Origin of the sequence: Pseudoclavibacter sp. CFCC 11306, from assembly GCF_008831235.1 — a bacterium.
Classification (GTDB): Bacteria; Actinomycetota; Actinomycetes; order Actinomycetales; family Microbacteriaceae; genus Pseudoclavibacter_A.
Window position 1 is genome coordinate 16,603 of record NZ_WBKF01000001.1, and the last position, 24,401, is coordinate 41,003.

At 65.4% G+C, this 24,401-nt stretch carries 19 protein-coding genes; 12 read left to right on the forward strand and 7 right to left on the reverse strand.

The features are described 5' to 3' along the window. Window positions 1-189: 189 nt before the first annotated feature. On the reverse strand, window positions 190-1,044 hold the full coding sequence (locus F8O09_RS00085; protein WP_158031693.1) for a polyphosphate kinase 2 family protein: 855 nt from the start codon (window positions 1,042-1,044) through the stop codon (window positions 190-192). A 120-nt stretch (window positions 1,045-1,164) separates the two neighbouring features. On the opposite strand from F8O09_RS00085, the gene F8O09_RS00090 reads away from it, so the two are divergent. Next, window positions 1,165-2,118 (forward strand): MYG1 family protein, encoded by a 954-nt coding sequence (locus F8O09_RS00090; RefSeq protein WP_158053521.1) that lies wholly within the window; start codon window positions 1,165-1,167, stop codon window positions 2,116-2,118. Window positions 2,119-2,184: 66 nt separating this feature from the next. Here F8O09_RS00090 and F8O09_RS00095 read toward each other — a convergent pair whose 3' ends face one another. After that, complete coding sequence (locus F8O09_RS00095) at window positions 2,185-2,838, reverse strand: response regulator (protein ID WP_225732776.1); 654 nt, start codon at window positions 2,836-2,838, stop codon at window positions 2,185-2,187. A gap of 231 nt (window positions 2,839-3,069) precedes the next feature. Between F8O09_RS00095 and F8O09_RS00100 the strand changes: the two genes are divergently transcribed. The 3 genes from F8O09_RS00100 to F8O09_RS00110 all read left to right on the forward strand — a co-directional run bounded on the left by F8O09_RS00100 (window position 3,070) and on the right by F8O09_RS00110 (window position 5,907). Then, window positions 3,070-4,221 carry a sensor histidine kinase gene (locus F8O09_RS00100; RefSeq protein WP_158053522.1) on the forward strand — a complete coding sequence of 384 codons (1,152 nt, stop codon included), beginning with the start codon at window positions 3,070-3,072 and terminating at the stop codon, window positions 4,219-4,221. 216 nt (window positions 4,222-4,437) lie between these two features. After that, window positions 4,438-5,055 (forward strand): IMPACT family protein, encoded by a 618-nt coding sequence (locus tag F8O09_RS00105; protein WP_158053523.1) that lies wholly within the window; start codon window positions 4,438-4,440, stop codon window positions 5,053-5,055. A gap of 36 nt (window positions 5,056-5,091) precedes the next feature. Then, window positions 5,092-5,907 (forward strand): hydroxymethylpyrimidine/phosphomethylpyrimidine kinase, encoded by an 816-nt coding sequence (locus F8O09_RS00110; RefSeq protein WP_225732777.1) that lies wholly within the window; start codon window positions 5,092-5,094, stop codon window positions 5,905-5,907. Between the two features lie 90 nt (window positions 5,908-5,997). Here F8O09_RS00110 and F8O09_RS00115 read toward each other — a convergent pair whose 3' ends face one another. Beyond that, entirely contained in the window at window positions 5,998-6,939 is a 942-nt protein-coding gene (locus tag F8O09_RS00115) for a Ppx/GppA phosphatase family protein (protein WP_158053524.1), read from the reverse strand. A 78-nt stretch (window positions 6,940-7,017) separates the two neighbouring features. Between F8O09_RS00115 and F8O09_RS00120 the strand changes: the two genes are divergently transcribed. After that, on the forward strand, window positions 7,018-7,773 hold the full coding sequence (locus F8O09_RS00120) for a glutamate racemase (protein ID WP_192496720.1): 756 nt from the start codon (window positions 7,018-7,020) through the stop codon (window positions 7,771-7,773). Between the two features lie 9 nt (window positions 7,774-7,782). Here F8O09_RS00120 and F8O09_RS00125 read toward each other — a convergent pair whose 3' ends face one another. Then, window positions 7,783-8,313 carry an NUDIX domain-containing protein gene (locus tag F8O09_RS00125; RefSeq protein ID WP_158031686.1) on the reverse strand — a complete coding sequence of 177 codons (531 nt, stop codon included), beginning with the start codon at window positions 8,311-8,313 and terminating at the stop codon, window positions 7,783-7,785. Between the two features lie 46 nt (window positions 8,314-8,359). Between F8O09_RS00125 and F8O09_RS00130 the strand changes: the two genes are divergently transcribed. From F8O09_RS00130 to F8O09_RS00140, 3 genes are all read left to right on the forward strand, one after another. Further along, window positions 8,360-10,999, forward strand: coding sequence for a DEAD/DEAH box helicase (locus F8O09_RS00130; RefSeq protein ID WP_158053525.1), 2,640 nt, complete (start codon window positions 8,360-8,362; stop codon window positions 10,997-10,999). A 214-nt stretch (window positions 11,000-11,213) separates the two neighbouring features. After that, window positions 11,214-11,795 (forward strand): peroxiredoxin, encoded by a 582-nt coding sequence (locus F8O09_RS00135; protein WP_158053526.1) that lies wholly within the window; start codon window positions 11,214-11,216, stop codon window positions 11,793-11,795. Further along, window positions 11,795-12,328 carry a carboxymuconolactone decarboxylase family protein gene (locus F8O09_RS00140; RefSeq protein ID WP_158053527.1) on the forward strand — a complete coding sequence of 178 codons (534 nt, stop codon included), beginning with the start codon at window positions 11,795-11,797 and terminating at the stop codon, window positions 12,326-12,328. The genes F8O09_RS00135 and F8O09_RS00140 overlap by 1 nt, the downstream gene beginning before the upstream one ends. 259 nt (window positions 12,329-12,587) lie before the next feature. On the opposite strand, the gene F8O09_RS00145 is transcribed toward F8O09_RS00140, so the two are convergent. Beyond that, window positions 12,588-13,814, reverse strand: coding sequence for a glycoside hydrolase family 26 protein (locus F8O09_RS00145; protein ID WP_158053528.1), 1,227 nt, complete (start codon window positions 13,812-13,814; stop codon window positions 12,588-12,590). A 44-nt stretch (window positions 13,815-13,858) separates the two neighbouring features. Between F8O09_RS00145 and F8O09_RS00150 the strand changes: the two genes are divergently transcribed. Next, the gene (locus tag F8O09_RS00150; protein WP_192497497.1) at window positions 13,859-14,881 is read left to right on the forward strand and encodes a glycoside hydrolase family 26 protein; all 1,023 of its coding nucleotides are present in this window, start codon (window positions 13,859-13,861) and stop codon (window positions 14,879-14,881) included. 25 nt (window positions 14,882-14,906) lie between these two features. Here the strand turns inward: F8O09_RS00150 and F8O09_RS00155 are convergent, their stop codons facing one another. Beyond that, complete coding sequence (locus F8O09_RS00155) at window positions 14,907-17,267, reverse strand: glycosyltransferase family 2 protein (RefSeq protein ID WP_158053530.1); 2,361 nt, start codon at window positions 17,265-17,267, stop codon at window positions 14,907-14,909. A 368-nt stretch (window positions 17,268-17,635) separates the two neighbouring features. Here F8O09_RS00155 and F8O09_RS00160 point away from each other — a divergent pair, with 368 nt between their 5' ends. The 3 genes from F8O09_RS00160 (at window position 17,636) to F8O09_RS00170 (ending at window position 21,901) form a co-directional block, all read left to right on the forward strand. After that, a complete protein-coding gene (locus F8O09_RS00160; RefSeq protein ID WP_158053531.1) occupies window positions 17,636-18,424 on the forward strand; it encodes an HAD family hydrolase in 789 nt (262 codons plus the stop codon). Beyond that, window positions 18,421-20,958 carry a glycoside hydrolase family 65 protein gene (locus F8O09_RS00165; RefSeq protein WP_158053532.1) on the forward strand — a complete coding sequence of 846 codons (2,538 nt, stop codon included), beginning with the start codon at window positions 18,421-18,423 and terminating at the stop codon, window positions 20,956-20,958. The genes F8O09_RS00160 and F8O09_RS00165 overlap by 4 nt, the downstream gene beginning before the upstream one ends. Window positions 20,959-21,058: 100 nt before the next feature. Continuing rightward, window positions 21,059-21,901, forward strand: coding sequence for an HpcH/HpaI aldolase/citrate lyase family protein (locus tag F8O09_RS00170; protein WP_192496718.1), 843 nt, complete (start codon window positions 21,059-21,061; stop codon window positions 21,899-21,901). Between the two features lie 110 nt (window positions 21,902-22,011). Here F8O09_RS00170 and ppsA read toward each other — a convergent pair whose 3' ends face one another. Continuing rightward, the gene (gene ppsA / locus F8O09_RS00175; RefSeq protein WP_158053533.1) at window positions 22,012-24,396 is read right to left on the reverse strand and encodes a phosphoenolpyruvate synthase; all 2,385 of its coding nucleotides are present in this window, start codon (window positions 24,394-24,396) and stop codon (window positions 22,012-22,014) included. Window positions 24,397-24,401: the final 5 nt, after the last annotated feature.

Here is a 24,401-nt window from a genome sequence, read left to right on the forward strand (position 1 = left end):
CCCTGCAGCGCGTCGACCCAGCCAGATGTGGAGCGCAGCGCAGCCGTGCACGGTTTCGTCAAGACTGCCACCGTTCCGCTGAGACTGTGGTGATCTCAGCGGAACCGTGTCCATCTCAGCGGAATCGTGCTCGGTATTGGTGCTGGTGCGGAGCTGGTGCAGCGCTGATGCACGCAGGCCTCGGCGAGGTCAGCTGGCGGCGAGGCGCCGACGCTCAGTATCGACGTCGAAGTCGGCCTTCGGCCAGGTGAGCGCGAGATCTTCGAGGGTCTCAATGAGGATGCGCTGCACAGCGGCACGGGAGTACTGCTTCGAATCTGCGGGAACGACATGCCAGGGCGCCACCGCAGTCGAAGTGCGTTGGATGGCGATCTGGTACGCCTCTTGGTAGGCGGGCCAGAGCTCGCGTTCGTCGACGTCGTTGGGGGAGTACTTCCAATGCTTGTCAGGTCGATCGAGTCGTGACTCAAGACGCCGACGCTGTTCGTCTTTCGAGATGTGCAGCATCACCTTGACCACAGTGGTGCCCTGTTCGGTGAGCTCCGCCTCGAAGTCGTTGATGATGCCGTAGCGCTGTTCGACCACCTCTGCGGGCGAGAGGTGGCGCACGCGATGCACCAGGACATCCTCATAATGAGAACGATCGAAGACGCCGATCAGACCGATCGCCGGCAGCTCTCTGCGAATGCGCCAGAGAAAGTCGTGCTTGAGCTCGACTGGCGTGGGCTTCTTGAACCCATGGATGTGGGTGCCCTGCGGGTCGACGTTGCCGATCACGTGTTTGACGATGCCGCCTTTGCCCGCGGTGTCCATGGCCTGCAGCACGAGCAGCAGCGAACGCTTCGCTCCGGTTTCGGTGCGGCCGTTGGCGAAGAGCATCTCCTGCAGGTCGGCGAGATCTCCGGCCGTGTCTGCGAGGTAGTCGTCGGCGTCGCAGCCTTTGCGCCAACCCGGTGTCGAAGCCGGGTCGACGGCCGACAGATCGAAGTGCTCCCCCTCGGCGCGCAGCAGTGCGCGCGGGCTCTCTTTCCATGGATTCTTCATGTGCTCATGGTATCGGGATGTGCCCATGGCGCCGGGCTGCACGGCATCGCCAGCGGCGGCGTGGACGGACGGCGCACGCCATCGGGTGGCGCTGACGGACGAGTGCGTAGAATGTACGGCGTGATCATCGCAACGCACAACGGCAAATTCCACGCAGACGACGTCTTCGGCGTCACACTGCTTCTTCAGCTCTACCCAGACGCCACGGTGGTGCGCTCGCGAGATCCGAAGGTGCTCGACAGCGCAGACATCGTGCTCGACGTGGGCGGCGTCTACGACCCAAAGAAACTGCGCTTCGACCATCACCAGAAGACCTCCGGCGCACGTGACAACGGCATTCTCTACTCGGCATTCGGGCTGCTCTGGCAGCACTACGGCATGGAGTTCTGCGACGGGGACGAAGACGTCTGGAAGCGCATCGACCGCAGCCTGGTGCAGTGCATCGATGCGGGCGACAACGGACAGGACCTCTACGCCCTGAACGACTTTCGGGCGCGCCCCATCGAGATCAGCGAGGTGCTGGGCTGGTTCAACCCGGTCACACTGGTCGGCGAAGAGGACTTCGACGAGCAGTTCATGGTCGCAGTCAAGGTCGCCACACAGCTGCTCAAACGTCTGCTGCTCAAATCTCGTGACGCCATCGAGGGCAAGCGCTACTTCTCCCGTGCCTACGACCAGACTCCTGATCCGCGCTACGTCGTACTCGACCAGTTCGTGCCGCACGGCGGCATCGCGAGCAAGCAGCCTCTGCTGCAGTTCGTGGTCTTTCCCAATGCCAACGGCGACTGGGCTATCAAGACCGTGCAGGTCGACTCTGCGAGCTTCGAATCTCGCGTGCTGCTGCCTGAAGCCTGGCGCGGTGCTGATCAAGCGCACCTCGCCGAACTGACTGGGGTGCCCGACGTCGTGTTCACGCACAAAGTGGGGTTCATCGGTGCGGCGAAGACCAAAGAAGGCGCGCTCAAGATGCTGAAACAGGCGCTTGAGCAGCCTGAGTCGGCGGAGTTCGACCGCAAGGCGAAGCAGGAGCTGGTCGCAGCTGACGCAGAAGACGCGGTGACTGCCGCCGAGTAGAGCTCCGCCCGGCTGGCAGCGCCGAGCGCAATCTGCGCCGGTGCCCCATGTGTGCTGAGGGGCCGGCTACGACAGGTCGACGATCCCGTTCGACACTGCGTAGATCAGGGCCTGCACGCGATCGCGCACACTCCATTTGCGCAGGATGCGTCCGATCGCCGCCTTGACGGTTGGCTCAGCCAGATGCAGTTCGTGAGCGATCTCAGCGTTGCTCCTGCCCTGCGCGATGAGCCTCACGATATCGAGTTCGCGCGCGGTCAGCGGTTCGCGAGCCACGTCGTCGCGAGGGTCAGGGGCCGAAGCGACCTTGGCGACGAGTTCCTGCGAGATCGAGGGAGAGAGCACCGGTCGGCCTTCGTACACCTCGTGCACAGCGCGGATGATGTCGCGCGGTTCGGTGTCTTTCACCAAGTAGCCAGACGCCCCGGCGCGCAGGGCGGGGATGACGTGTCGGTCTGACGAGAACGTCGTCAGCATCAGCACTCGCATGACCACGGGCAGACGGGTGATCGCCCTGGTGGCGTCGATGCCCGACATCTGAGGCATCTGGGTGTCCATCAGGATGACGTCGGGCATGTGGCGTTTGGCCAGCGCGATGGCGTCGAGGCCGGTGGCTCCCTCGGCGACGAGGGTGAGCGAGGAGTCCAGCCCGATGAACATGCGAAGAGCATGCCGCACGAGTGCTTCGTCGTCGACGACGGCCACGCGGATCTGATTCACGAGATCATCGTACGTTCAACGAGTGCAGGCCTCTGCCAAGTCAGTACTTTGGTATGTATCAGTGCTCGGGCCCGCGGTGTATCGTCATGTCCATTCGTCGTCAGACAGGCTCGAGGGGGGCTTATGTGGGCATTGTCGTTGTCTGTGCAGGGTTTTCTCGATGACTTGTGCAGGTATCTCAAGATCTGTCAGTAAGCAGCCGTTTTATGCGCCTTGGGCGACAATGGTGGTGTGAGCTCTTCGAACCATCAGGTCTTTCGATCGCAGACAGACCAGCCGAACGCGCGTCTGCCGCGGTGGGGAAGTCTCGCCCTGGTGGTCATCGCTGCGGGCGTCATCGTCTTGGAGAGCATCAGCTTCGTCTCTGACTCGACGACCTCCTGGCAGCAGCTGCTCCTCGAACTGGCGATGGTGCTGATGCTCCCGCTGTTCGCTCTGGCGCCGGTCGCCGCCGCGATATCGCTGGCGGCACTGGTCTTCGCGCAGGCAGTCATGCTGTCTCCGGGCGGGTATCTGCTCTTCGCTGCCGCCACGATCGGGCTCGTCGTCTACGCCTGCCCGCGGTGGTGTCTCTGGACACATGTGGCGGTGATCACCGCCGCGGGCGTCATCGCCAACGCACAGGCGGGAACACTCACGAGCCTGGGACCATTCGCACTGGCCTTCATCGCCCTGGTCTCGGCGTTGATCGGCGTCGGCGCCAAGCGAGCCTATTTTCGCTCGGTCGAGCTTGCAGACGCTGCGTCCCGCAACGAAACGGAGCGAGTGCAGGCTGTCGCTGCGGAGCGCGAGCGCATCACCTCGGAGCTGCATGACATCCTCGCCCATGACGTGACGCTCATAGCCATGCATGCGCGGGTCATGGAGGCCATGGACGATCCCGAGGTGAATCGCGAGTCACTGGCCGTGATCAAAGGCAGCGCCACACGGTCGCTCGCCGACATCCGCAGGCTGCTGAACACCGTTCGAACCGACGAACTCGTCGATGATCAGCCGTTGGGAACCGACGTCGCAGCAGCTGCGCGCACCGCGCAGGTCGAGCTGGAGTCGATCGGAGCCACTGTGAACAGCCGGACGGAAGGCCTCAAGAGTCTTCCGCCGGCAGTGGCCAGCACACTGGTGCGCGTGATACGAGAGGCGACGACCAACATCGTCAGGCACGCCGGCCCTGCACCGACGGTGACCATGGACATCGTGCGTCAGGGGGCCTCTGTCACGGGTCTGCTTACGAACTCCATCGGCATCGTCGACGATGACCTTGACGAGTCGACGCATCTGGGGCTCGACCGACTCTCTGCCCGAGTCGAGACGCTCGGCGGGGAACTCTCAGCGACTGCGGACGGAAAACGCTGGAGTCTGCGCGTGGTGATCCCGCTGTTCTGACGCCAAGCGCACGGCCAGCGCGTCTGTATGCATACTTTGGTATCTATTCTCGGCAACCTGTTCGGCTGACGAAGACCTGCTTGCTAATCTCGAGGTATCGGCTGTGAGCGCTTGGCGTGCACAATCCGGGGGGAGCCGATTGGGCCGCTTCGCTGCATGTCAGCAGGCGGCCCTCTCTTTCTCTTGGCGTCTCAGACCCGGCGGTATCATCGCCACATGACGCATTTCCTGACCCCGTCACTGCCGGTCGATGGTGAGATTCTGGTGCAGCGCTCGCGCTTTCTCAGCAGGCTCGTCTCGGTCGAGAGCGAGACGGAGGCTCGGGCATCCATCGCGCAGGCGCGCTCGGCGCATCCACAGGCCAGACACCACTGCAGCGCCTTCATCGTCGGCGAACGCGCCGACATTCTGCGCACCAATGACGATGGCGAGCCGTCGGGCACCGCCGGCCGCCCGATTCTCGACGCGCTGCAGAGCGCTGGTCTCGGGCACGTCGTCTGTGTGGTGACCCGGTATTTCGGCGGGATACTGCTCGGCACGGGCGGCCTCGCCCGTGCATACCGAGAGGCCGCCACAGCCGCGATCGACCGGGCGTCGCTGCGCGAAGTGCGCGAGTGCGCGGTCATCGAGGTTGCTGCCACCCACCACGATGCGGCCATTGTGCAGCGCGCGGCTCGTCAGCGCGGCTGGGCACAGATCGGTGCTGTCTGGGAAGCGTCGGTGACCCTGCGATTGGGCGTGCCTGTCGCAGAGACGGATGCCGCACTCGCCCACCTGGTGCAGGTCACCGCGGGTCGGGTGCGCGGCGTCGTCACCGACCGTCGGCTGATGTGAACATCGACCATGCGTGTCGCGCGTAGAATACTCTGCATGCCATCGACACCTGCATTCGCCATGACCATCGCGGGCTCTGAGGCCACCGGAGGCGCCGGAGCCCAGGCCGACCTGAAGACCTTTCAGCAGCTCGGAGTCTTCGGCTCCATCGCACTGACCTGCATCGTCTCGTTCGACCCCAAGAACAACTGGAGCCACCGGTTCGTGCCGGTCGAGCCGCAGGTGATCAGCGATCAGATCGAGGCGATCACCGCAGCGTACGGCCCTGATCAGCTGAAGACCGTGAAGGTCGGCATGCTGGGCACCACACCGACCATCGACCGTGTGGCCGCCGCGCTGACTGAGCGCTCGTACCAGAACGTCGTGCTCGATCCCGTGCTGATCTGCAAGGGGCAGGAGCCCGGCGCCGCGCTTGACACCGACACCGCGCTGACCGAGAAGGTGCTGCCTCTCGCCACGTTCGTCACCCCGAACCACTTCGAGAGCGAACAGCTCTCGGGCATGGCCCGCATCGACGGCGAGCAGGACCTCGTCGAGGCGGCCAAGCGCATCTACGACAAGAGCGGAGCGGCTGTGCTCGCCAAGGGAGGCGTCCGCATTCCCGGTCCCGACGCGATCGACGTGTTCTACGACGGCACCACGCTCGAGGTGCTCCGCGTGCCCAAAGTCGGCGAGCATGTGGTGGCCGGCGCCGGATGCTCTCTCGCGGCCGCTGTGACGGCTGGCCTTGCTCTCGGGGACAGCCCGCTCGAAGCCGCACATCGTGCGAAGGACTTCGTGACCGCAGGCATCAAGGGGCGCGTCGAGTCGAACGCCCCGTTCGATGTGCTCTGGCAGGGTGCGGCGAACTGACGTCGATCTGACGGCCGTGACCGGCCATCGCAGAGCTGAGAGCCTCGTGCACGCAGAGCGCACGAGGCTCTCAGCATCTCGTTCGGCAGATCAGAGATCTGACCCGCCCTGCTCCAGCGAGTCGAGGTAGCGCAGAATCACACCTTCGCGCAGCGCCCAGGGGCTCACCTGCAGCTCGTCCACATCGAGCGCCTTCATGGTCTGATGCAGGACGATGCCGCCGCCGACGATTTGGAAGGCCCGGTCAGCGGTGATGCCGCGCAGACTCTGTCGCTGATCGGCAGGCAGCTCGGCGAGCTTCGGCAGCCACTTCTTGAGATCGCTGCGCTTCAGCCACTGTGACGAGATGTTGCCGTGCGTGTGCGTCTCGCCGGCCAGTCTTGCGAGGGATCGGATGGTCTTCGAGCTGCCGACCACGTGGTCTGGGCGTGGCATCTCGGCGAACACGTCTGCCGCGTCGGACACCAGCTCGAAGGCATGGCGACGCAACCGACGAATCTGATCTTTGGTCGGAGGGTCGTCATGCAGATAGCCGATCGTGCTGCGACCTGCGCCGAGCGGCACCGAACGTGCCGAGATCGGATACTCCGAGGGGCCGATCGCCATCTCGAGCGACCCGCCGCCGATGTCGATGAGCATGATCGTGCCCGACGACCAGCCGAACCAGCGGCGTACCGCCAGAAACGTCAGTCGTGCCTCGTCCTCTCCGTCGAGTACCCGCAGGTGCACGCCGGTCTCGTTCTCGATGTGTTCGAGCACTGCGGGGCCGTTGGTCGCCTCGCGCACCGCCGACGTCGCGATGGCCACGAGGTCTTGCACCTTCTCTGCTCGCGCGCTCGCGACGGCCTGTCCGATCGAGGTCACGAGATGGTCGACGCCCTCATCGCTGATCGAACCGTCTGCCGTCAGATACCGCATCAGACGCAGTACGGACTTATGCGTCGAGTACGGTGACGGGTTTGCGCCGGGGTGGGCATCCACCACGACCATGTGAACGGTGTTCGATCCGACGTCAAGAACCCCAAGGCGCATGTGTCAAGCCTAGTGTGCGACGTGCGCCTGCGTGCAATCCGCGCAGGCGTCGAAGCGCCGCGGCGTAGAATGCATAGCGTGTCTACCGAGAAATGCGTTGCGCTGATCGACTCCGGAAAGGGGCTGCTGCCCACCGCACAGTGGATCCATCGTCTGGCCCCCGACCTGCGTGTGCTGCTGATGACCGACCCGGCCGGTTCGCCGTGGGGCGAACGCGACCCCGGAGACGTCGTCGAACGCGTCTTCGCCATGGCCCGTCGGGCCCGAGACGCCGGAGCCCAGGGCATCGCGCTGGCCTGCAACACCGCGAGCATCGTGGCACGGGAGCCGCTGCGCGACCAGTTCGAGCCGCGCATCCCCATCATCGCGACCGTGCCCGCAGTGAAGCCGGCCGCCCAGCGATTCGACCACTTCGCGGTCTGGGCGACTGAGACGACTGCGCACAGCGACTACCTCGCCGACCTGGTGCAGGTGTTCGCCGGTACGAAGCAGGTCGACATCGTCGGCAGCCATGGCCTCGCCGATGCGATCGAGCACGCAGACGCCGACCGCATCGAGGCGGCTGTTCGGGACGCCGTCTCGCGCACGCCCCGAGTGCCGGCCGTGGTTCTGGGCTGCACGCACTACCCGTTGGTCGCCGACGTGATCGCCGCTGCGCTGCCGCCTGGAACGGTGCTGCTCGACAGCGCCGAGGCCGTCGCACGACAGGCCCTGCGTCGGCTCAAGGTGCCGGCGGATGCGTCGGTCGCAGAGTTCTCTGACGACGCCGCCTTCGCTGCGGCTGGCGTTCGAGACGCCGCCGAACTGACGTGGGCGGAGCACATCGTCCTGTAGCGGTTCTGCTCAGATCTGATGCTCGAGCAGCGTGCGCTGCAGGTCGGGCCAGGCCTTGGCGAACCCGGGATGCAGCTCGAGACGGGCGACCTGCGTCAGCGGGATCCAGGCGACCTCGAGGCTCTCTGCATCGGAGCGCACCGCGTCGAACGGCCGTGTGACGCGGGCGAGCACGGTGACGTACGACCAGAAGCCCAAGTCGTATCGGTGCTCGGTGATGGGGTCGATCGCGTCGCTCGGCACTCCGGCCTCCTCGCCGGCTTCGCGCAGGGCGGCCTGCAGAGCGGTCTCGCCCTCGCGGCGAGCGCCGCCGGGAATTCCCCAGGTGCCGCCGAAGTGACTCCACTCGACTCGGTGCTGCATGAGGACGCCGCGGTCGGTGTCATGGGCGAGCAGTCCGGCCGCCCCGAACCGCCCCCAATATCTGCTGCCGTCAGGCCCGGTGACCCAGGCGTCACCCGAATCTCGAACGACATAGCCGTCGGGCGCCGGCTGCAGATACTGACTCCGGTCACTGGGGTGCTGGTTCAGGTCGCTCATGGCGTCAGTCTACTGGCCGTCGGCGGCCACCCCTAGACTGAACGTGATGGCTGACCAGACTTCTGACACCGATGCCGCTTTCGACGATGTGCAGCGCGATGACGTTGCACGCGCGAACGGCGGTGACGCCGACGGGCCGACGGCGCCGTCGCTGGCTGAACGGCTGACGCCCGATCGCGATCGCGACGATCTGGACGCCGCATTCGAGCAGTTCTTCGACTGGGTGAGCGCACGAGGCATCGAGCCCTATGAGCATCAGCAGGAGGCCGTGCTCGAGCTTGCCGGTGACGCACATGTGATTCTCGCCACGCCGACCGGCTCGGGCAAGTCGCTGGTCGCCATCGGAGCGATCTTCCTCGCGCTGTGGCGTGGCGGACGGGCCGCCTACACCGCCCCGATCAAGGCCCTGGTCAGCGAGAAGTTCTTCGACATGATCGAGATCTTCGGCGCAGATCGCGTCGGCATGCTCACCGGTGACTCCGCAGTGAACAGCGACGCCGACGTGATCTGCTGCACGGCCGAGATCGTGGCCAACCAGGCACTGCGCGACGGCGACCGGGCGGGTCTCGACACCGTCGTGATGGACGAGTTCCACTACTACGGCGACAGCGAACGCGGATGGGCCTGGCAGGTTCCGCTGCTGCTGCTCGCCGATGCGCGCTTTCTGCTGATGTCGGCCACTCTCGGCGACGTGAGTGGGCTGCGAGCCGACCTGGCCCGCCGCACCGATCGCCCAGTCGCCCTCGTCGACGACGCCGAGCGGCCGGTGCCGCTGCACTTCGAATACTCGCTGACGCCGCTGCACGAGCTCGCCGAAGAGCTGATGCATTCGCGTCGCGAACCGATCTACGTCGTGCACTTCGCACAGGCGGCGGCGATCGAGACCGCGCAGGGGCTGGTCAACGCCGGCCTGGTCGGCCGTGAGCGTCGTGACCGCATCAAAGAGGCGCTCGGGGACTTCCGCTTCACCACAGGATTCGGCAAGACGCTGTCGCGGCTGGTGCGCGCTGGCATCGGCGTGCACCATGCGGGCATGCTGCCGCGCTATCGGCGGCTGGTCGAGCAGCTGTCGCAACAGGGGCTGCTCGCCGTCATCTGTGGCACAGACACATTGGGCGTCGGCATCAACGTGCCCATTCACACCGTGCTGTTCACCGGTCTCACCAAGTTCGACGGGGTGCGTCAGCGTCATCTCACGGCTCGTGAGTTCCACCAGATCGCAGGCCGTGCCGGGCGGGCCGGATTCGACACCGAGGGCGACGTCATCGCGCAGGCCCCCGAGCACGAGATCGAGAATGCGAAGATCTCGAAGAAGTACGCCGACGACCCGAAGAAGCGCCGCAAAGTCATGCGCAAGAAGGCGCCTGCGGGCATGGTGAGCTGGGGCGAGCCCAGCTTTCAGAAGCTGATCGCGGCCCAACCGGAGCCCCTGCGCTCGCAGATGCGCATCACCCATGGCATCCTGCTCAACGCGATCGCTTTCGGCGGCGATGTCTTCGCCCGGGTGCGATCGCTCATCTTCGACAGCGCCGAGCCGCTCGAGAACAAGTACGCCCTGGCCCGACGCGCCCTGCAGATCTATCGAACCCTGCGCGCTGCGGGCGTCGTCGAGCAGAAGCGCTTCGACGATGGGCGCCTGGTGATTCGTCTCGCCGACGGAGTGGGCGAGCAGGTCGCGCTCGACCAGCCGCTGTCGCCGTTCGCTCTGGCGGCGCTCGAGCTGCTCGACCCCGAGAGCGAGACCTATGCGCTCGACGTGGTCTCGATCATCGAGGCCACTCTCGAGAACCCCCGAGTCGTGCTGGTCGCGCAGCAGAAGAAGGCGCGCGGCGCGGCGATCGCCGAGCTGAAGGCCGAGGGCGTCGAGTACGACGAGCGCATGGAGATCATCGAGCAGATCGAATGGCCCAAGCCGCTCGACGAGCTGCTGAGCGCGGCTTTCGACCAGTACCTGCAGTCGGTGCCGTGGGCTGCCGACGAAGAGCTTCGGCCGAAGTCGGTGGTGCGCGACATGTTCGAGCGGGCGATGGACTTTCGCGACGTCATTGGCTTCTACGATCTGCAGCGCTCCGAGGGGGTCGTGCTGCGCTATCTCTCGGATGCGTTCCGCGCGCTGTCGCACACCGTGCCCGAGGGCAGGAAAGACGAGGCGCTCACGACGATCATCGAATGGCTCGGTGTGCTGGTGCGGCAGGTCGACTCCAGCCTGATCGATGAATGGGAGCAGCTCGCGCATCCCGATGCCGAGCAGCTCGCCCGCGATGCCGAGCAGTCACTGCGCCCCGGGACTCTTCCGGCCAACCCGCCGCGACTCACCGACAACCGTCGCGGTTTCATCGTGCTGGTGCGCAACGAGATGTTCCGGCGAGTGCAGCTTGCTGCTTTCTGGCGTGTCGATGATCTGGCGGCGGCGGATGCCGAGCACGGTGGCCTGGACACTGCCGGCTGGCAGCAGGCGCTCGACCGATATCGTGAGCAGTACGATGCGATCGGCTTCGACGCCAAGGCACGCAGCCCTCGCCTGCTCGAGATCGATGAGACGAACCCCCGAGTGTGGACGGTGCGGCAGCGGCTCGAAGACCCGGAGGAAAACCACGACTGGCAGATCACCGCTGAGGTCGATCTCGACGCCTCGGACGAGGCCGGAGAGGCCGTGGTACGCACGCTCGCCATGCACGAGGTCTGATCCTGTGGCGCGTGAGCTCGTCCAGCGTCATGACGGCTGCACTCGCAGGCTCAGATCGGAAGCCGTGCACCGTATGCCCGTCGTGTTCGTGTCGTCACTCTCCGACAGATGCGGTATATTTGAGTCAGACAAAATAAGTCGACGACCCAATCGGGCCGCCTTGGCGCGGCGTCGTGCAGAGTGATGCCGTGCCGCAGAGATGGAGGAACACGGAATGTCTGTACTGACGATCGGCGATCAGTTTCCCGATTACGAGCTCACGGGTGTGGTGCCCGGTGATCTGAGCAAGGTCGAGGCGAACAAGCCGGAAGACTTCTTCACGACGGTCTCGTCGAAGGACAACCCCGGCAAGTGGCGTGTCGTCTTCTTCTGGCCGAAGGACTTCACGTTCGTCTGCCCGACGGAGATCGCGGCCTTCGGCAAGCTGCACGATGACTTCGCGGATCGGGACACCGTCGTCATCGGCGCTTCGGTCGACAACGAGTACACGCACTACGCATGGCGTCGTTCGCACGAAGACCTGCGCGATCTGCCGTTCGTGATGGCCAGCGACATCAAGCGCGAGCTGGTCACAGCTACCGGTGTGCTCAACAAAGACGGTGTGGCCGACCGCGCCACCTTCATCATCGACCCGAACAACACGGTGCAGTTCGTCATGGTCGACGCAGGCTCGGTCGGGCGCAACACCGACGAGGTGCTGCGTCAGCTCGACGCGCTGCAGTCTGACGAACTCTGCGCCTGCAACTGGCAGAAGGGCGCAGCCACCATCGACGCGTTCCACGAACTGGTGCGCTGATGACCATCGAGAACCTGAAGAGCGCACTGCCGGACTACGCCAAAGACCTCAAACTCAACATCGGCACGCTGCTGCGCGATTCGACGCTGACCGAGCAGCAGCTCTGGGGCGCGATGGCGGCCACGGCTGCGGCGACGAGAGTCGAGTCGGTCATCGTCGAGGTCGTCGGCGAAGCCAAAGAGCATCTCGACGAGACGGCGCTGAAAGCGGCGCTCGGTGCGGCCTCGATCATGGGCATGAACAACGTGTTCTACCGTGCCCGTCACTTTCTGCACGGCACCTATGACGATCTGCGTGCGGGCCTGCGCATGAACATCATCGGGTCTGCAGGAGGCGTCGACAAGGCCGACTTCGAACTCTGGTCGCTTGCCGTATCGGCGATCAACGGGTGCGAGCAGTGCCTCGACGCTCATGAGGCGACCGTGCGTCGCGAGGGCATCTCTCGTGAGCAGGTCTTCGAGACGCTGCGCATCGCTGCGGTGATGGCGGGCATCGGTCAGGCGATCACGCTCGCCGAGGCCGTGGAGATCTGATCCGGCTGCCTGAGTCACAGGACGAACCTCAGGCGCCAAGGTCAGCAGGAGTCTGACCGCACGCTCTCGGCGTGAGGCTTCCCAGCTGCAGCTGGAAGGGGCCGGCCCGCTTAATGCGGTGCCGGCCCCTTCCTCATCTGCGGGCGTGCCCGTGCAGGATCTCTTTGCGAGTGCGGTGAACGCTCGGGGCGGCGCTCATCCTGTGCGTGGTGAGCCACACGGCTCTTCACCGGCCGAGGTGCTTCGGTTCGGGCGCCGATCACCGGCCAGCGCGGCAGGTGCCGAGCGCAGACGAGTACAGCAGCCAGTCGGGCAGATCAGCAAGGAACGCATCCCGCGTCTCATCGGCCCCCGCAGCCCGCCAGTCGACGGTGTCGTTGATCTCGATCTCGAACTTGCGCCACTCGAACCAGTTGATCATGCGGATCTGTGGATACTGCTCATGCACGGAGTCGTCGAACACCTGGTTCCACCACGCCTGCTTGACCGTCAGCTCGTCGGCTCCGCCACGTGACGGCGTGTAGATGGCTGCCGTCTCGGGAATGCCGATGGGCTTGCCGTGCTGCTCGCCGTAGACCGCGTAGAAATCTGGCAGAGCCGAGTCGTCGCCAGCTGTGCCCTGATACGTGCCGGTGAGCATATCGGTGAACTTCGTTCTCTCGATCAGCGGGTCGTTGTCGCCCCAAGGGCGCTGATTGCCCCAGTGATAAAGCGAGACTCCCGCCCAGTCGACGACGTCATCGCCCGGATAGTAGGGGGCATACGGGTCGTCATGCATGGTGATCGTGCCGTCGCCGTCAGTGTCGAGAAGGTGGTGATCGACACTGCCCGGAACCGCGGCGAACTGGCCGCCGACGAAGGGATAGCCGCCGCCGTAGTTCGGAGCCCACATCATCGAGCTTCCGGGCGCACCGTCGTAGACGGCCTCGGCGACGCGCCGAAAGACCTCACGGTACGCCGTCGGCTGCTGGCCCCAGGCGTACCAGGAGCCGTTCATCTCATGGGCCAGCCTGACGATCACCGGCACGCCTGACGCATTGAGTGAAGCGAGGTCGGCGACCAGCTTGTCGACGACTGGTTCGCTGAGCGTGGTGAGCCCGCCGTGCGGTTCCAAGGTGAGAAGCAGCGCCCCGCCGGTCGCTCTGACCTGGGCGGCCGCCTCGACGGTATGCTGCCACGTCTCGTCATCATAGGGAATATCTGTGAACTGAACGACGACTGCGGGGTCATGCGACAGCGACTCGCCGTGCTCGGCCAATGACTTGGCCTCCCAATCGAGGTTCACGCCCAGCAGCACGCCGTCATCGGTGCTGTCGAGCAGGTCTCTATCAGTGATCGCGCACTGAGCCGCAGTGGGCTCGGGCGGAAGCGCCTGCCGCATTCCCAGAGTGATTCCTGTGGCGGACAGCGCCATCAAGACGACAGGAACGACCACGGATGCGCGTGTTCGACCAAGTCTGCGGGGTCGATTCTCAGAGGTGTTCATGTCAGACTCCAATGCAATCGGATGCGGCGGTCAGGAGGCCCGGAATGCCGAGCAACAGGAAGACTGGAAAAGGTCGACGTCAGTCTGTGCTGTCTGCAGCCGCCGGCGTGATGGCGGTCGCCGTGATGGCGATGGGATGTGCCGCATCGCCCAAGGGTGCACCGGCAGAGCGCGGGCAGTCGGAGACCGCACCGACCAGTGCTCGGCACGATCTGACTTGGGGCGTCTTCCTGCCGCACGACGGGCAGGAGTCGAGCGACTATGCACACGTGACCGAAGCGGCCGGTGACACGCCTGACTACCTCATGCGATTCGCAGCGCTGGACGATCCGGTGCCGGTCGACGGCATCCGTGCAGACCTCGCCACTGGAGCCACCCCGGTCGTGGCGCTGGAACCCTGGCAGCCCGGGGCAGGCGTCGATCAGCCGTCGTACGCACTGCGCACGCTGGCCGCCGGAGACCACGACGTCGCTCTGCACCGCTGGGCGCAGGCGCTGGCGGCCGTCGAGGCGCCGATCATCCTGCGTTTTGGCCACGAGATGAACGCGAACTGGTATCCGTGGGCTGTCGGCGTCAACGGCAACACCGCCGAAGAGTATGTGCGGGTCTGGCACCGGCTCGATCGGATACTGGCCGAGCACAGAGCAGACAACGTGCAGATGCTCTGGTCGCCGAACGTCAAGGTGAGCGGCGTGACGACCCCGATTTCCGACACCTTTCCCGGTGCCGAGACCGTCGACCTCATCGGGGTGAGCGGGTACAACTGGGGCGACGGCGAGGGGCACCACTGGACCGAGCCTGCGGAGCTGTTCGGGGCGTCGCTCGACGAGCTGAGAGCCTTGGAGACGACGGCGCCGCTGCTGATCTCGGAGACGGGTTCCGCAGAGGACACCAGCGCCACCCGGCGCAAAGCCGCGTGGATCGACTCGCTGATGCGGCTGAGCGCGAGACAGGAGCGACTCTTGGGGATCATCTGGTTCCAGATGGACAAAGAACGAGACTGGCGCATCGACTCCAGCCCCGAGAGCGCTGCGGCGTTTCGGCAGGCGCTCAGCGAACTCGCCTGAATGCGTCGGTCGGCCGCCGCCGCACTCATCTGACATCGTTCCTCCGTGTGCTCGCGTGTCGTGCGGTGAGAGACGGCTGTCGACGGCGCCCCCGCGGCTGAGCGACTGCCGGCGCAGGGTTCCATCGCAGAGCGTCAGCCTCCTGCCGATGTATCGGCGTCAGCAGATCGAGCCGGTAGGCCTCGTGCGCACTGTGCATGGCCGCCGACAGCCCGAACAGGCGCAGGTCTGCTCCCTCGGCCCGGACGAGATGCAGCAGCTGCAGCATTCCCGCGAGCCCCGCTGGCGTGACCTTCCGAACCCCGGAGACGTCGATGAGCACCAGACGGTCTTCGCTCAGGAACCCGGCGACCTCATTGCGCAGCCGCAGGGCGGCACGAGAATCGAGTGTCATCGCATCCGGAGTGAAGACCACCGCATCGGCTCGGTCCGAGATCGGCCCGCACAGCGCTGTCGCAGTTTCTGAGACACTTGCGTCTCGGGTCGCTGCGGCCGCGTCCTGCCTGCTCGCCGCCGCGGCCACCAGATCGGCGAACAGTGCGTCCTCAGGAGGCGAGGGCTCTCGCACGGCATCCGGATTCGGCCCGCGATAGATCGCCGCCGGAACCACGACCGAGAGCAGAACGACGTCCAGAGCCGTCCAGCCGAAGGCCAGCAGCGACGCCTGAAGATCGGTTGCTCCGATGATCAGGCGAACCCCGCCGATCAGACCCGCTACGAGCAGCAGCGACAGCGCCACCAGCTGCGGCATGACCACGCGGAATCCACCGCGAGCGGCTCCGTCGGCCGACTTGGGAGTGACGGCGAACTGCACCGGACGGCCGATGAGGGCAGAGAGCACGCCGTCGAGCGAGGCGCGCATCCAGGTGGGGAAGAGCGCGATCGACATCTGCTGACCTCGCCACAGCCCTCGCCGACGCCAGCCTGTGACGATGAACAGCAGCTGGCAGAGCACGAAGAGCGGCATGAAGCGCACGGCGAAATCGATCGCACTCGCCTCCATCGGTGCGATGCCGAGGGTGAGAAACACGATCGGAGCGCTCAACAGAGCCACCGCAGCGAAGCCGCTGAGGTAGCTGGTCATGGTGGCGAGATACATGAGCCGCTGCCCGATCGACAGCCCGCGCACGACCAGCGGATTCTGCGTGAAGAACACCTGCATCGTGCCGGTCGCCCAGCGGTGCCGTTGGGCGAGAGCGTCGCGAATATGCTCGGGCGCCAGCCCGCGCACCAACACCTCGTCGTGGAAGACGCTGGACCAGCCGAGTGCATGCAGATGCATGGCCGTCGCCATATCCTCGGTGATCGAGGTGGTGCGCACCGGCTGCACGGCGAGCGCAGCATCGCTGCGTGTGACGGTCATGCGCTGCTGCACGGCCTCGATCGCCTCAGCCACCTCGAGGGGAAGAATGACCTCCATGCTGCACGCCGTGCGCAGACGAGCACGGAATCGCAGCACGACGGCCGCCAACGGCTGTGCCCGCCGAAGTGAGCCGGCAGCCTCATCGATCGCAGACAGCACGTCTGCGAGCACATATGCGGCAGCCTGGTCGGTGGCCCGCACCGACCTGCGAAGCGCCGTCAGCCGATGCCGGGACCGACGCAGATGCCGGTGGATGCGCACCCGGGCGCGTGAGGGAATGCGCTTGAGCCCCAGAGCCATCACCGCTTCGCGACGCAGCACCGCGTTGGAGCCGCAGAAGAAGGCGGCGTCCCAGCCATCCTTGCCCTGCTGGATCGGGCCGTAGAAGAGCTCGGCTCTGCTGCCGAGCGGGTCGCGCCGCCCGATGTTCCAGAACTCTTGGGGAGTCTGCACGAAGGCGACGCGGTCGTCGGTGAAATACCCGAGCACGGCGTCCAGGAACGAGGGCTCAGGCACCTGATCGGCGTCGAGCACGGCGAAGAACTCTCCATCTGTGCGAAACAGGGCGTTGTTGATGTTGCCGGCCTTGGCGAGACGGGGCCGGCCCTGCCACTCCGGGCCTCGCGTGATGTATCCGACACCGATGCGTCGCGCAGCCAGACGGAACTCGGGGCGGTCCCCGTCGTCCAGAATCCAGGTGTGATGCGGGTATCGAATCTTCTTGGCGGCGATCGCCGTGCGCAGAACGAGCCCGAGCGGCTCGTCGTACGTCGTGATGAACACGTCGACGGTGCGCCCCGGGGGAGCGGCAGGCGGACGTGGACGTTTTCTGGCATTCCAAATCGTCAGCGCGTAGAGCAGCGACTCCGAGAGGTAGTAGGTCTCGGCGACCACCAGCGGAACTGCGAGCCATGCAGCAGACCAGGCGATGGTCTCCGACCACCGCCAGACGATGTATGCGGTGCCGAATCCCGCGACGAGAACGGCGATGAGACGTGCGAACAGCAGTCTGGAAGGGGACATAATGGACGCCTCCACGGCAGGATCAAAGGCTGGAATCAGATGAGAGCGCGGCGCCTGTCAGCCGAAGAGCGGCAGGTGCCGGGAGCCTGTCGACGGATCGCCGGGAGCAGAGGCTCACGCGGGGTCATCGTCGATTCAGCGGCCACAAGAAGACGCCCACTGGATGCGGGGCGCCCCCTGACGGAGATCAGGCGGTCAGACTGCGGATGGAACGAGAGAAGCGGTCAGTGCGGTTGGGGACTGCCGACGAGCGCGTGCTTTCGCCCCAAAGTACTTTGCCCACTGTGCACAGCCGAAGACACGGGTGTAACCATTGAGTGAAATGATCGGCGACACAACGAGCTCGCGACGTCGCTAGTCTTGACAGGGTGACGACCAATCAACAGTGTCAGGCAGTGCTCTTCGACCTTGACGGCGTGCTGACGCCGACGGCGCTGGTGCACGAGCGTGCCTGGAGTCAGCTCTTCGAGCGCGCGTTCGCACACCTCGGCGTCGAACGCACCTACACGACAGACGACTATCTTCGGTTCGTCGACGGGCGCCCACGCTATGCCGGGGTGGCGGCGGTGCTCGCCTCACGAGGGGTGACCCTCGACGAGGGTGCGCCAACCGACGCTCCGGGGTTCAGCACGGTCTGCGCACTGGGCAATCTCAAGAACGAGCTCTTCACCGAGGTGCTCGCCCGTGACGGCGTCGAAGCCTATCCGGGGTCGAGGGCACTGCTCGACGCGTTGCAGCGCCGGGGCACTCCCGTCGCCGTGGTCTCCAGCTCGCGCAACGCCCGACGTGTGCTCGAGGCCGCGGGGCTGCTGCAGCGTTTTCCGGTGATCGTCGACGGCGCCTACGCGGCTGAGCACGGGCTCGCCGGCAAGCCCGCCCCCGACACGTACCTCGAGGCCGCACGTCGTCTGCAGGTCGATCCGCGTCATGCCGTCGTCGTCGAGGATGCGCTCTCGGGAGTGGCCTCGGGGCGTGCCGGCGGGTTCGGCCTCGTGGTCGGCGTCGACCGCGGAGCCGGTGCCGCCGCGCTTCGCGAGCACGGCGCGGACGTGGTCGTCACCGATCTCGCCGAGCTCATCGAGGCCGATGACGAACTGCCCACACCAGCCGAGTCATCCGCAGAACAGAGTGAAACGGGCGAGAGGAAGCACGCATGACGACATCCGGACGTCTCGCGTTGGGGCGCGAGTGGAGCCCGACCGACATCGACCGAACGCGATTTCGCATCGACGAGTGGGGCCTGCGCGAAGATCGCTTCAACGTCGACGACATAGGCATCACCGAGACGCTGTTCGCCGTGTCGAACGGATACATCGGCTTTCGCGGCAACTTCTCAGAGGGGCGCTCCAGCTACGAGCAGGGCACCTATGTGAGCGGGCTGCACGAGACCTGGGAGATTCGGCATGCCGAAGAGGCCTTCGGATTCGCCAAGGTCGGGCAGAGCATGATCAACGCTCCCGACGCGCGGCCGATTCGCGTCTACGTCGACGATGAGCCGTTCATACCGGACAAGGCCGAGATCGTCGACTACCACCGTCGCCTTGACTTTCGCACCGGGCAGCTCACTCGCGATCTGGTCTGGCGAACCCCGGCCGGCAAACGAGTGCGCATCACATCGTCGCGTCTGGTCTCGTTCACGCAGCGTCACCTGGCGCTGCTGACGCTCACGGTGACGATGCTCGAAGGGGATGCCCCCATCGCGATCTCGTGTCAGATCATGAATCGGCAGGATGGCGAAGACGACTTCGGCGTACGTCAGCATGCGCTGGGCAAAGGGATCGAGCCGCGCAAGGCGAAGCAGTTCGAGCACCGAGTGTTCCTGCCGCGCTATCGCATGCAGAACGATCAGCGCAGCGTGCTCGGCTACCGCGTGGCGGAATCAGGCCAGACGATCGCGGTGGCAGCCGATCACCTCATCGAGACGCGCAACGCGTATCGAAGCTCGCACACCATCACCGACGACCTCGCCCGCAACGTGTTCGAGGTGGATGCGCGCGAGGGAGTGCCCACGACGGTGACCAAGCTCGTGACGTATCACACGTCGAACGGGTATCCCGTGCAGGAGCTCGTCGATCGCTGCGTGCGCAGCCTGTCACGGGCGCACGAGTACGGGGCCGACGGGCTGCGTCGGCAGCAGCGACGCTGGCTCGACGCGTTCTGGGAGCGGTCAGACGTGCGCATTCCTGGGCAGCCGGTGATCCAGCAGGCGGTGCGCTGGAATCTCTTCCAGCTCATTCAGGCCTCTGCACGTGCCGAAGGGTGGGGTGTGCCGGCAAAAGGCCTCACCGGATCGGGATACAGCGGCCATTACTTCTGGGACACGGAGGTGTTCGTGCTGCCGTTTCTCTCGTACACCAACCCTGACGTCGCCCGCAACGCCCTGCGCTTTCGCGTGCAGATGCTGCCACAGGCCCGACAGCGTGCCGAGCAGCTCGGCGTCGAAGGGGCGCTCTTTCCGTGGCGCACCATCAACGGCGAGGAGTCATCGGCCTACTACGCCGCCGGCACCGCGCAGTATCACCTCGATGCGGACATCACCTATGCAATCGCGAAGTACATGGGGGCGACGAGCGACTACGAGTTTCTCGCACGCGAGGCGATCGACGTGGTGGTCGAGACCGCGCGCATGTGGGCTTCGCTGGGGTTCTGGCGAGGGAAGAACGGAGAGCGCAGCTTCAACATCCATGGCGTCACAGGGCCTGACGAGTACACCACCGTCGTCAACAACAACCTGTTCACGAACGCCATGGCGCAGTTCAATCTGCGCTATGCAGTGAGCGCCCTTGAGCAGATCTCCCAGCTGCGCCCTGACGACGCGCTGCGCGCCCGCGAACGTCTCGGCGTCACCGACGACGAGATCCGCCGTTGGGAGCTGATCGCCGATCGTATGGAGCTGCCCTTCGACGAGCACTTCGGCATCCACCCTCAAGACGAGCAGTTTCTCAATCGCGAGATCTGGGACGTCGAGAACACCCCGCCCGAGCAGCGACCGCTGCTGCTGCACTTTCATCCGCTGGTGATCTATCGGTTCCAGGTGGTCAAACAGGCAGACGTCGTACTCGCCCTCTACCTGCGCAGCGATCTGTTCAGCGACGCCGAGAAGCGCGCAGACTTCGAGTACTACGAGCCGCTGACCACCGGAGACTCCACACTCTCTGCAGGCGTGCAGTCGATCGTCGCCGCCGAGGTCGGCTACCAGGAGCTCGCCTACGACCACTTCATGTGCTCGCTGTTCACCGACCTCGACAACCTGCACCGCAACACGGAGGACGGCGCCCACATCGCATCCGCCGGAGGCATCTGGAGCACCATCGTCAGCGGCTTCGGCGGTCTGCGCGACGTCGGCGGCGTGCTGCGCTTCGACCCTCGGCTGCCCGCAGGCTGGCAGGAGCTCTCGTTCCCGCTGGCGCAGGCCGGCACACGGGTGCGCTTCACCGTCACGCGAGACACGTTCTTCGCCGAGGTCGAGGAGGGAACGCAGCTGACCTTCTGGGTGCGGGCACAGCGTTTCGTGGTGCGAGCCGGTGAGCCGGTTTCGGTGGTACTCGACGGCCAGGGGCCGATCATCGAGGGCGAACCGGACATCGATCAGCTCGAGGGCTTCCGGCGTGAGGACGGCACGCTGCTCACGACGTCGATCCCCGTGGTGACGAGCGAGATTCCGATTGTGCACGGGTCGGTCAGCGCCTGAGCCGGCGAATCGAGACGCGTATGCTCCGAGTCGTATATGTCGTTGCGTCGGAACTCGGTGAGACACGCCAAGACGTCGGCGCATGACTAGCATGGCTGGTATGGGCATTCGAAACGAACGTGCGGCAAATCTTCCGGCCAAACTCTCGCGAAGCTGGCTTCTCGCGCCGCCACATGACGAGCAGTCGCTGCTCGACGCGCTGGCGAGTGAGGCAGACTCCGTCGTCTTCGACATCGAAGACGGCATTCCAGACGAGGGCAAAGACGCCGCTCGCGCACTGGCAGCCGACGCACTGAACAACGGGATGAGCGCGTGGGTGCGCATCAACCCGGCAGGCAGCGAGCTGTGGCACCGTGACCTCGACGCGCTGCGTGGCGCCGAGGGGCTGCGCGGCGTCATGCTTGCCAAGACCGAGACCGCTGAGCAGGTCGCACTCACCGGGCAGGGTCTCAACCCGGGCACACCGGTGGTGGCGCTGCTCGAGAGCGGCCTGGGCGTCGAGAACGCGCCGTTCATCGCAAAGGCCCCGGGAACCTTTCGGCTGGCCTTCGGCGTGGGCGACTTTCGGCGAGACACCGGGGCGGGCAACACCGCCTTGGCGCTCGCGTACGCACGCTCACGTCTTGTGGTGGCTTCGCGCGTCGGCGAGCTGCCCGGGCCCATCGACGGGCCTGTGCTCAGCGACGACCCCGCCGTGATCACGGCGGCCTGCCAGGTCACGGCCGAGATGGGCATGACCGGCAAGCTGGTGCTCAAGCCGCAGCAGACGGCCCAGATCAACGATCACCTCGCACCCACGCAGTCTGAGATCGCTTGGGCGCGCGACCTGCTCGACAAAGACGCACAGGGCGATGGGGGAGCTGACGGCAGCTACCTGCCCCGACTGTCTCGTGCGAAGAAGATCAGCCGCCTCGCCGCGTCGTTCGGTCTGTGGAACAGCTGATCGAACAGACGTCCCGCACAGATGCAGAAGGGCCGGCGCACTTCGTGCGCCGGCCCTTCTGCTCCGGTGTCGTGACGAGCCTGACGCTCAGCACGACACCGGGCACATGATCACTTCTGGTGCTCGGCCAGACGCAGCCACGTGTCGACGACCGTATCGGGGTTCAGCGACATCGAGACGATGTGCTGATCAAGCAGCCACTCGGCGAGATCCGGGTGGTCGCTCGGCCCCTGACCGCAGATGCCGACGTACTTGCCGGCTGCGTTGCAGTGCTCGATCGCCATTGCCAGCAGCTTCTTGACCGCCGGGTTGCGCTCGTCGAACTCGTCGGCGACCAGTGACGAGTCACGGTCGAGGCCGAGCGACAGCTGCGTCATGTCGTTCGAACCGATCGAGAAGCCGTCGAAGTACTCGAGGAACTCATCGGCGAGCAGCGCATTGCTCGGAATCTCGCACATCATGTAGATCTCGAGGCCGTTCTCGCCGCGCTTCAGCCCGTTGTGCTCCATCAGCTCGATGACGTTTCTGGCCTCTTCGACCGTGCGCACGAACGGCACCATCAGCTTCACATTGGTGAGCCCGATCTCGTCGCGCACGAACTTCATGGCCCGGCACTCGAGTTCGAAGCAGGCCCGGAAGTCAGGCGAGACATAGCGCGAGGCACCGCGCCAGCCGAGCATCGGGTTCTCTTCATGGGGCTCGTAGCGCGCTCCGCCGACCAGGTTGGCGTATTCGTTCGACTTGAAGTCGCTCATGCGCACGACCACGGGCTTGGGCGCGAACGCCGCAGCGATCATCGAGACGCCCTCGGCCACGCGTTTGACGAAGTAGTCGGTGGGGCTCTCGTACGCCGCGATGCGCTTCTCGATCTCGGCTTTGAGCGCGGGCTCCTGGTCGTCCAGCTCCAGCAGCGCACGCGGGTGGATGCCCACCTGGCGGTTGATGATGAACTCGAGTCGGGCGAGACCGACTCCGGCGTTCGGCAGCTTCGCGAAGCTGAAGGCCTGATCAGGCGTGCCGACGTTCATCATGACCTTGACCGGAATCTCAGGCATGTGATCGAGTTCTGTGCGCTTGAGCTCGAAGTCGGCGATGCCGTCGTAGACGAATCCGGTCTCGCCCTCGGCGCAGGAGACGGTGACCGATCTGCCGTCGGCGAGGGCGTGCGTGGCGTCGCCGGTGCCGACGACCGCGGGGATGCCGAGCTCGCGCGCGATGATCGCGGCGTGGCAGGTGCGTCCGCCACGGTTCGTCACGATGGCGCTGGCGCGCTTCATGATCGGCTCCCAGTCAGGGTCGGTGATGTCTGCGACGAGAACTTCACCCTCGACGAAGTCGACCATCTGATCGAGCGAGTGCATGACGCGCACCGGCCCGGCGCCGATGCGCTGACCGATGGCGCGACCCTCGATCAGCACGTCGCCCTTGCCCTCTTTGCCGATGCTGAAGCGCTCGAGCGCCGATGAGTCGTCGCGCGAGCGCACCGTCTCAGGCCGGGCCTGCAGCACGTAGATGCGGCCGTCGACCCCGTCTTTGCCCCACTCGATATCCATCGGGCGCCCATAGTGCTCTTCGATGGCCAGTGCATGCCGGGCCAGCTCCTGCACCTCGTCGTCGGTCAGGCTGAGCCTGAGACGGTCTGGCTCGGCGACGTCGACGAACTCGGTGCTGCGGCCGACGGTCTGGTCGTCGGTGTAGATCATCTTCAGCGCCTTGCCGCCGACAGAGCGCTTGAGAATGGCCGGTCGGCCGGCACGCAGCGCCGGCTTGTACACGTAGAACTCGTCGGGGTTGACGGCACCCTGCACGACGCCTTCGCCGAGGCCGAACGCGCTGGTGATGAACACCGCGTCGTCGAAGCCTGACTCAGTGTCGAGAGTGAACATCACACCGGAGGCGCCGATGTCGGAGCGCACCATTCGCTGGATGCCCGCCGACAGCGCGACGTCTTCATGGCTGTAGTCGTTGTGCACTCGGTAGGCGATCGCGCGGTCGTTGTAGAGCGACGCGAAGACCTCTTTGATGGCGGCCAGAATGTGGTCGATGCCACGCACGTTCAGAAAGGTCTCCTGCTGACCGGCGAACGAGGCGTCGGGCAGATCCTCTGCAGTGGCAGAAGAGCGCACGGCGAACGAGACGGCGGTGGGATCGTCATATGATCCGGTCAGCGTGTCGAAGGCGCTGCGGATGTCGGCCTCGAGTGCCGAGGGGAACGGCGTGTCGCGAACCTTCGCACGGATGTCTTTGCCGGCCGCAGCCAGGGCGACCACGTCATCCGCATCGAGATCGGCAAGAGTCTTGAAGATGTAGTCACGCACACCCGACTCGTCGAGGAAGGTGTGGAACGCAGCCGAGGTCGTGGCGAAACCCTCGGGAACGTTGACGCCTGCCGATGAGAGGTTCTGAATCAGCTCACCCAACGAAGCGTTCTTGCCGCCGACTTTGTCGATGTCATCGAGGCCGGCCTCGGTGAACCACAGGACGTTTTCTGACACTGGTC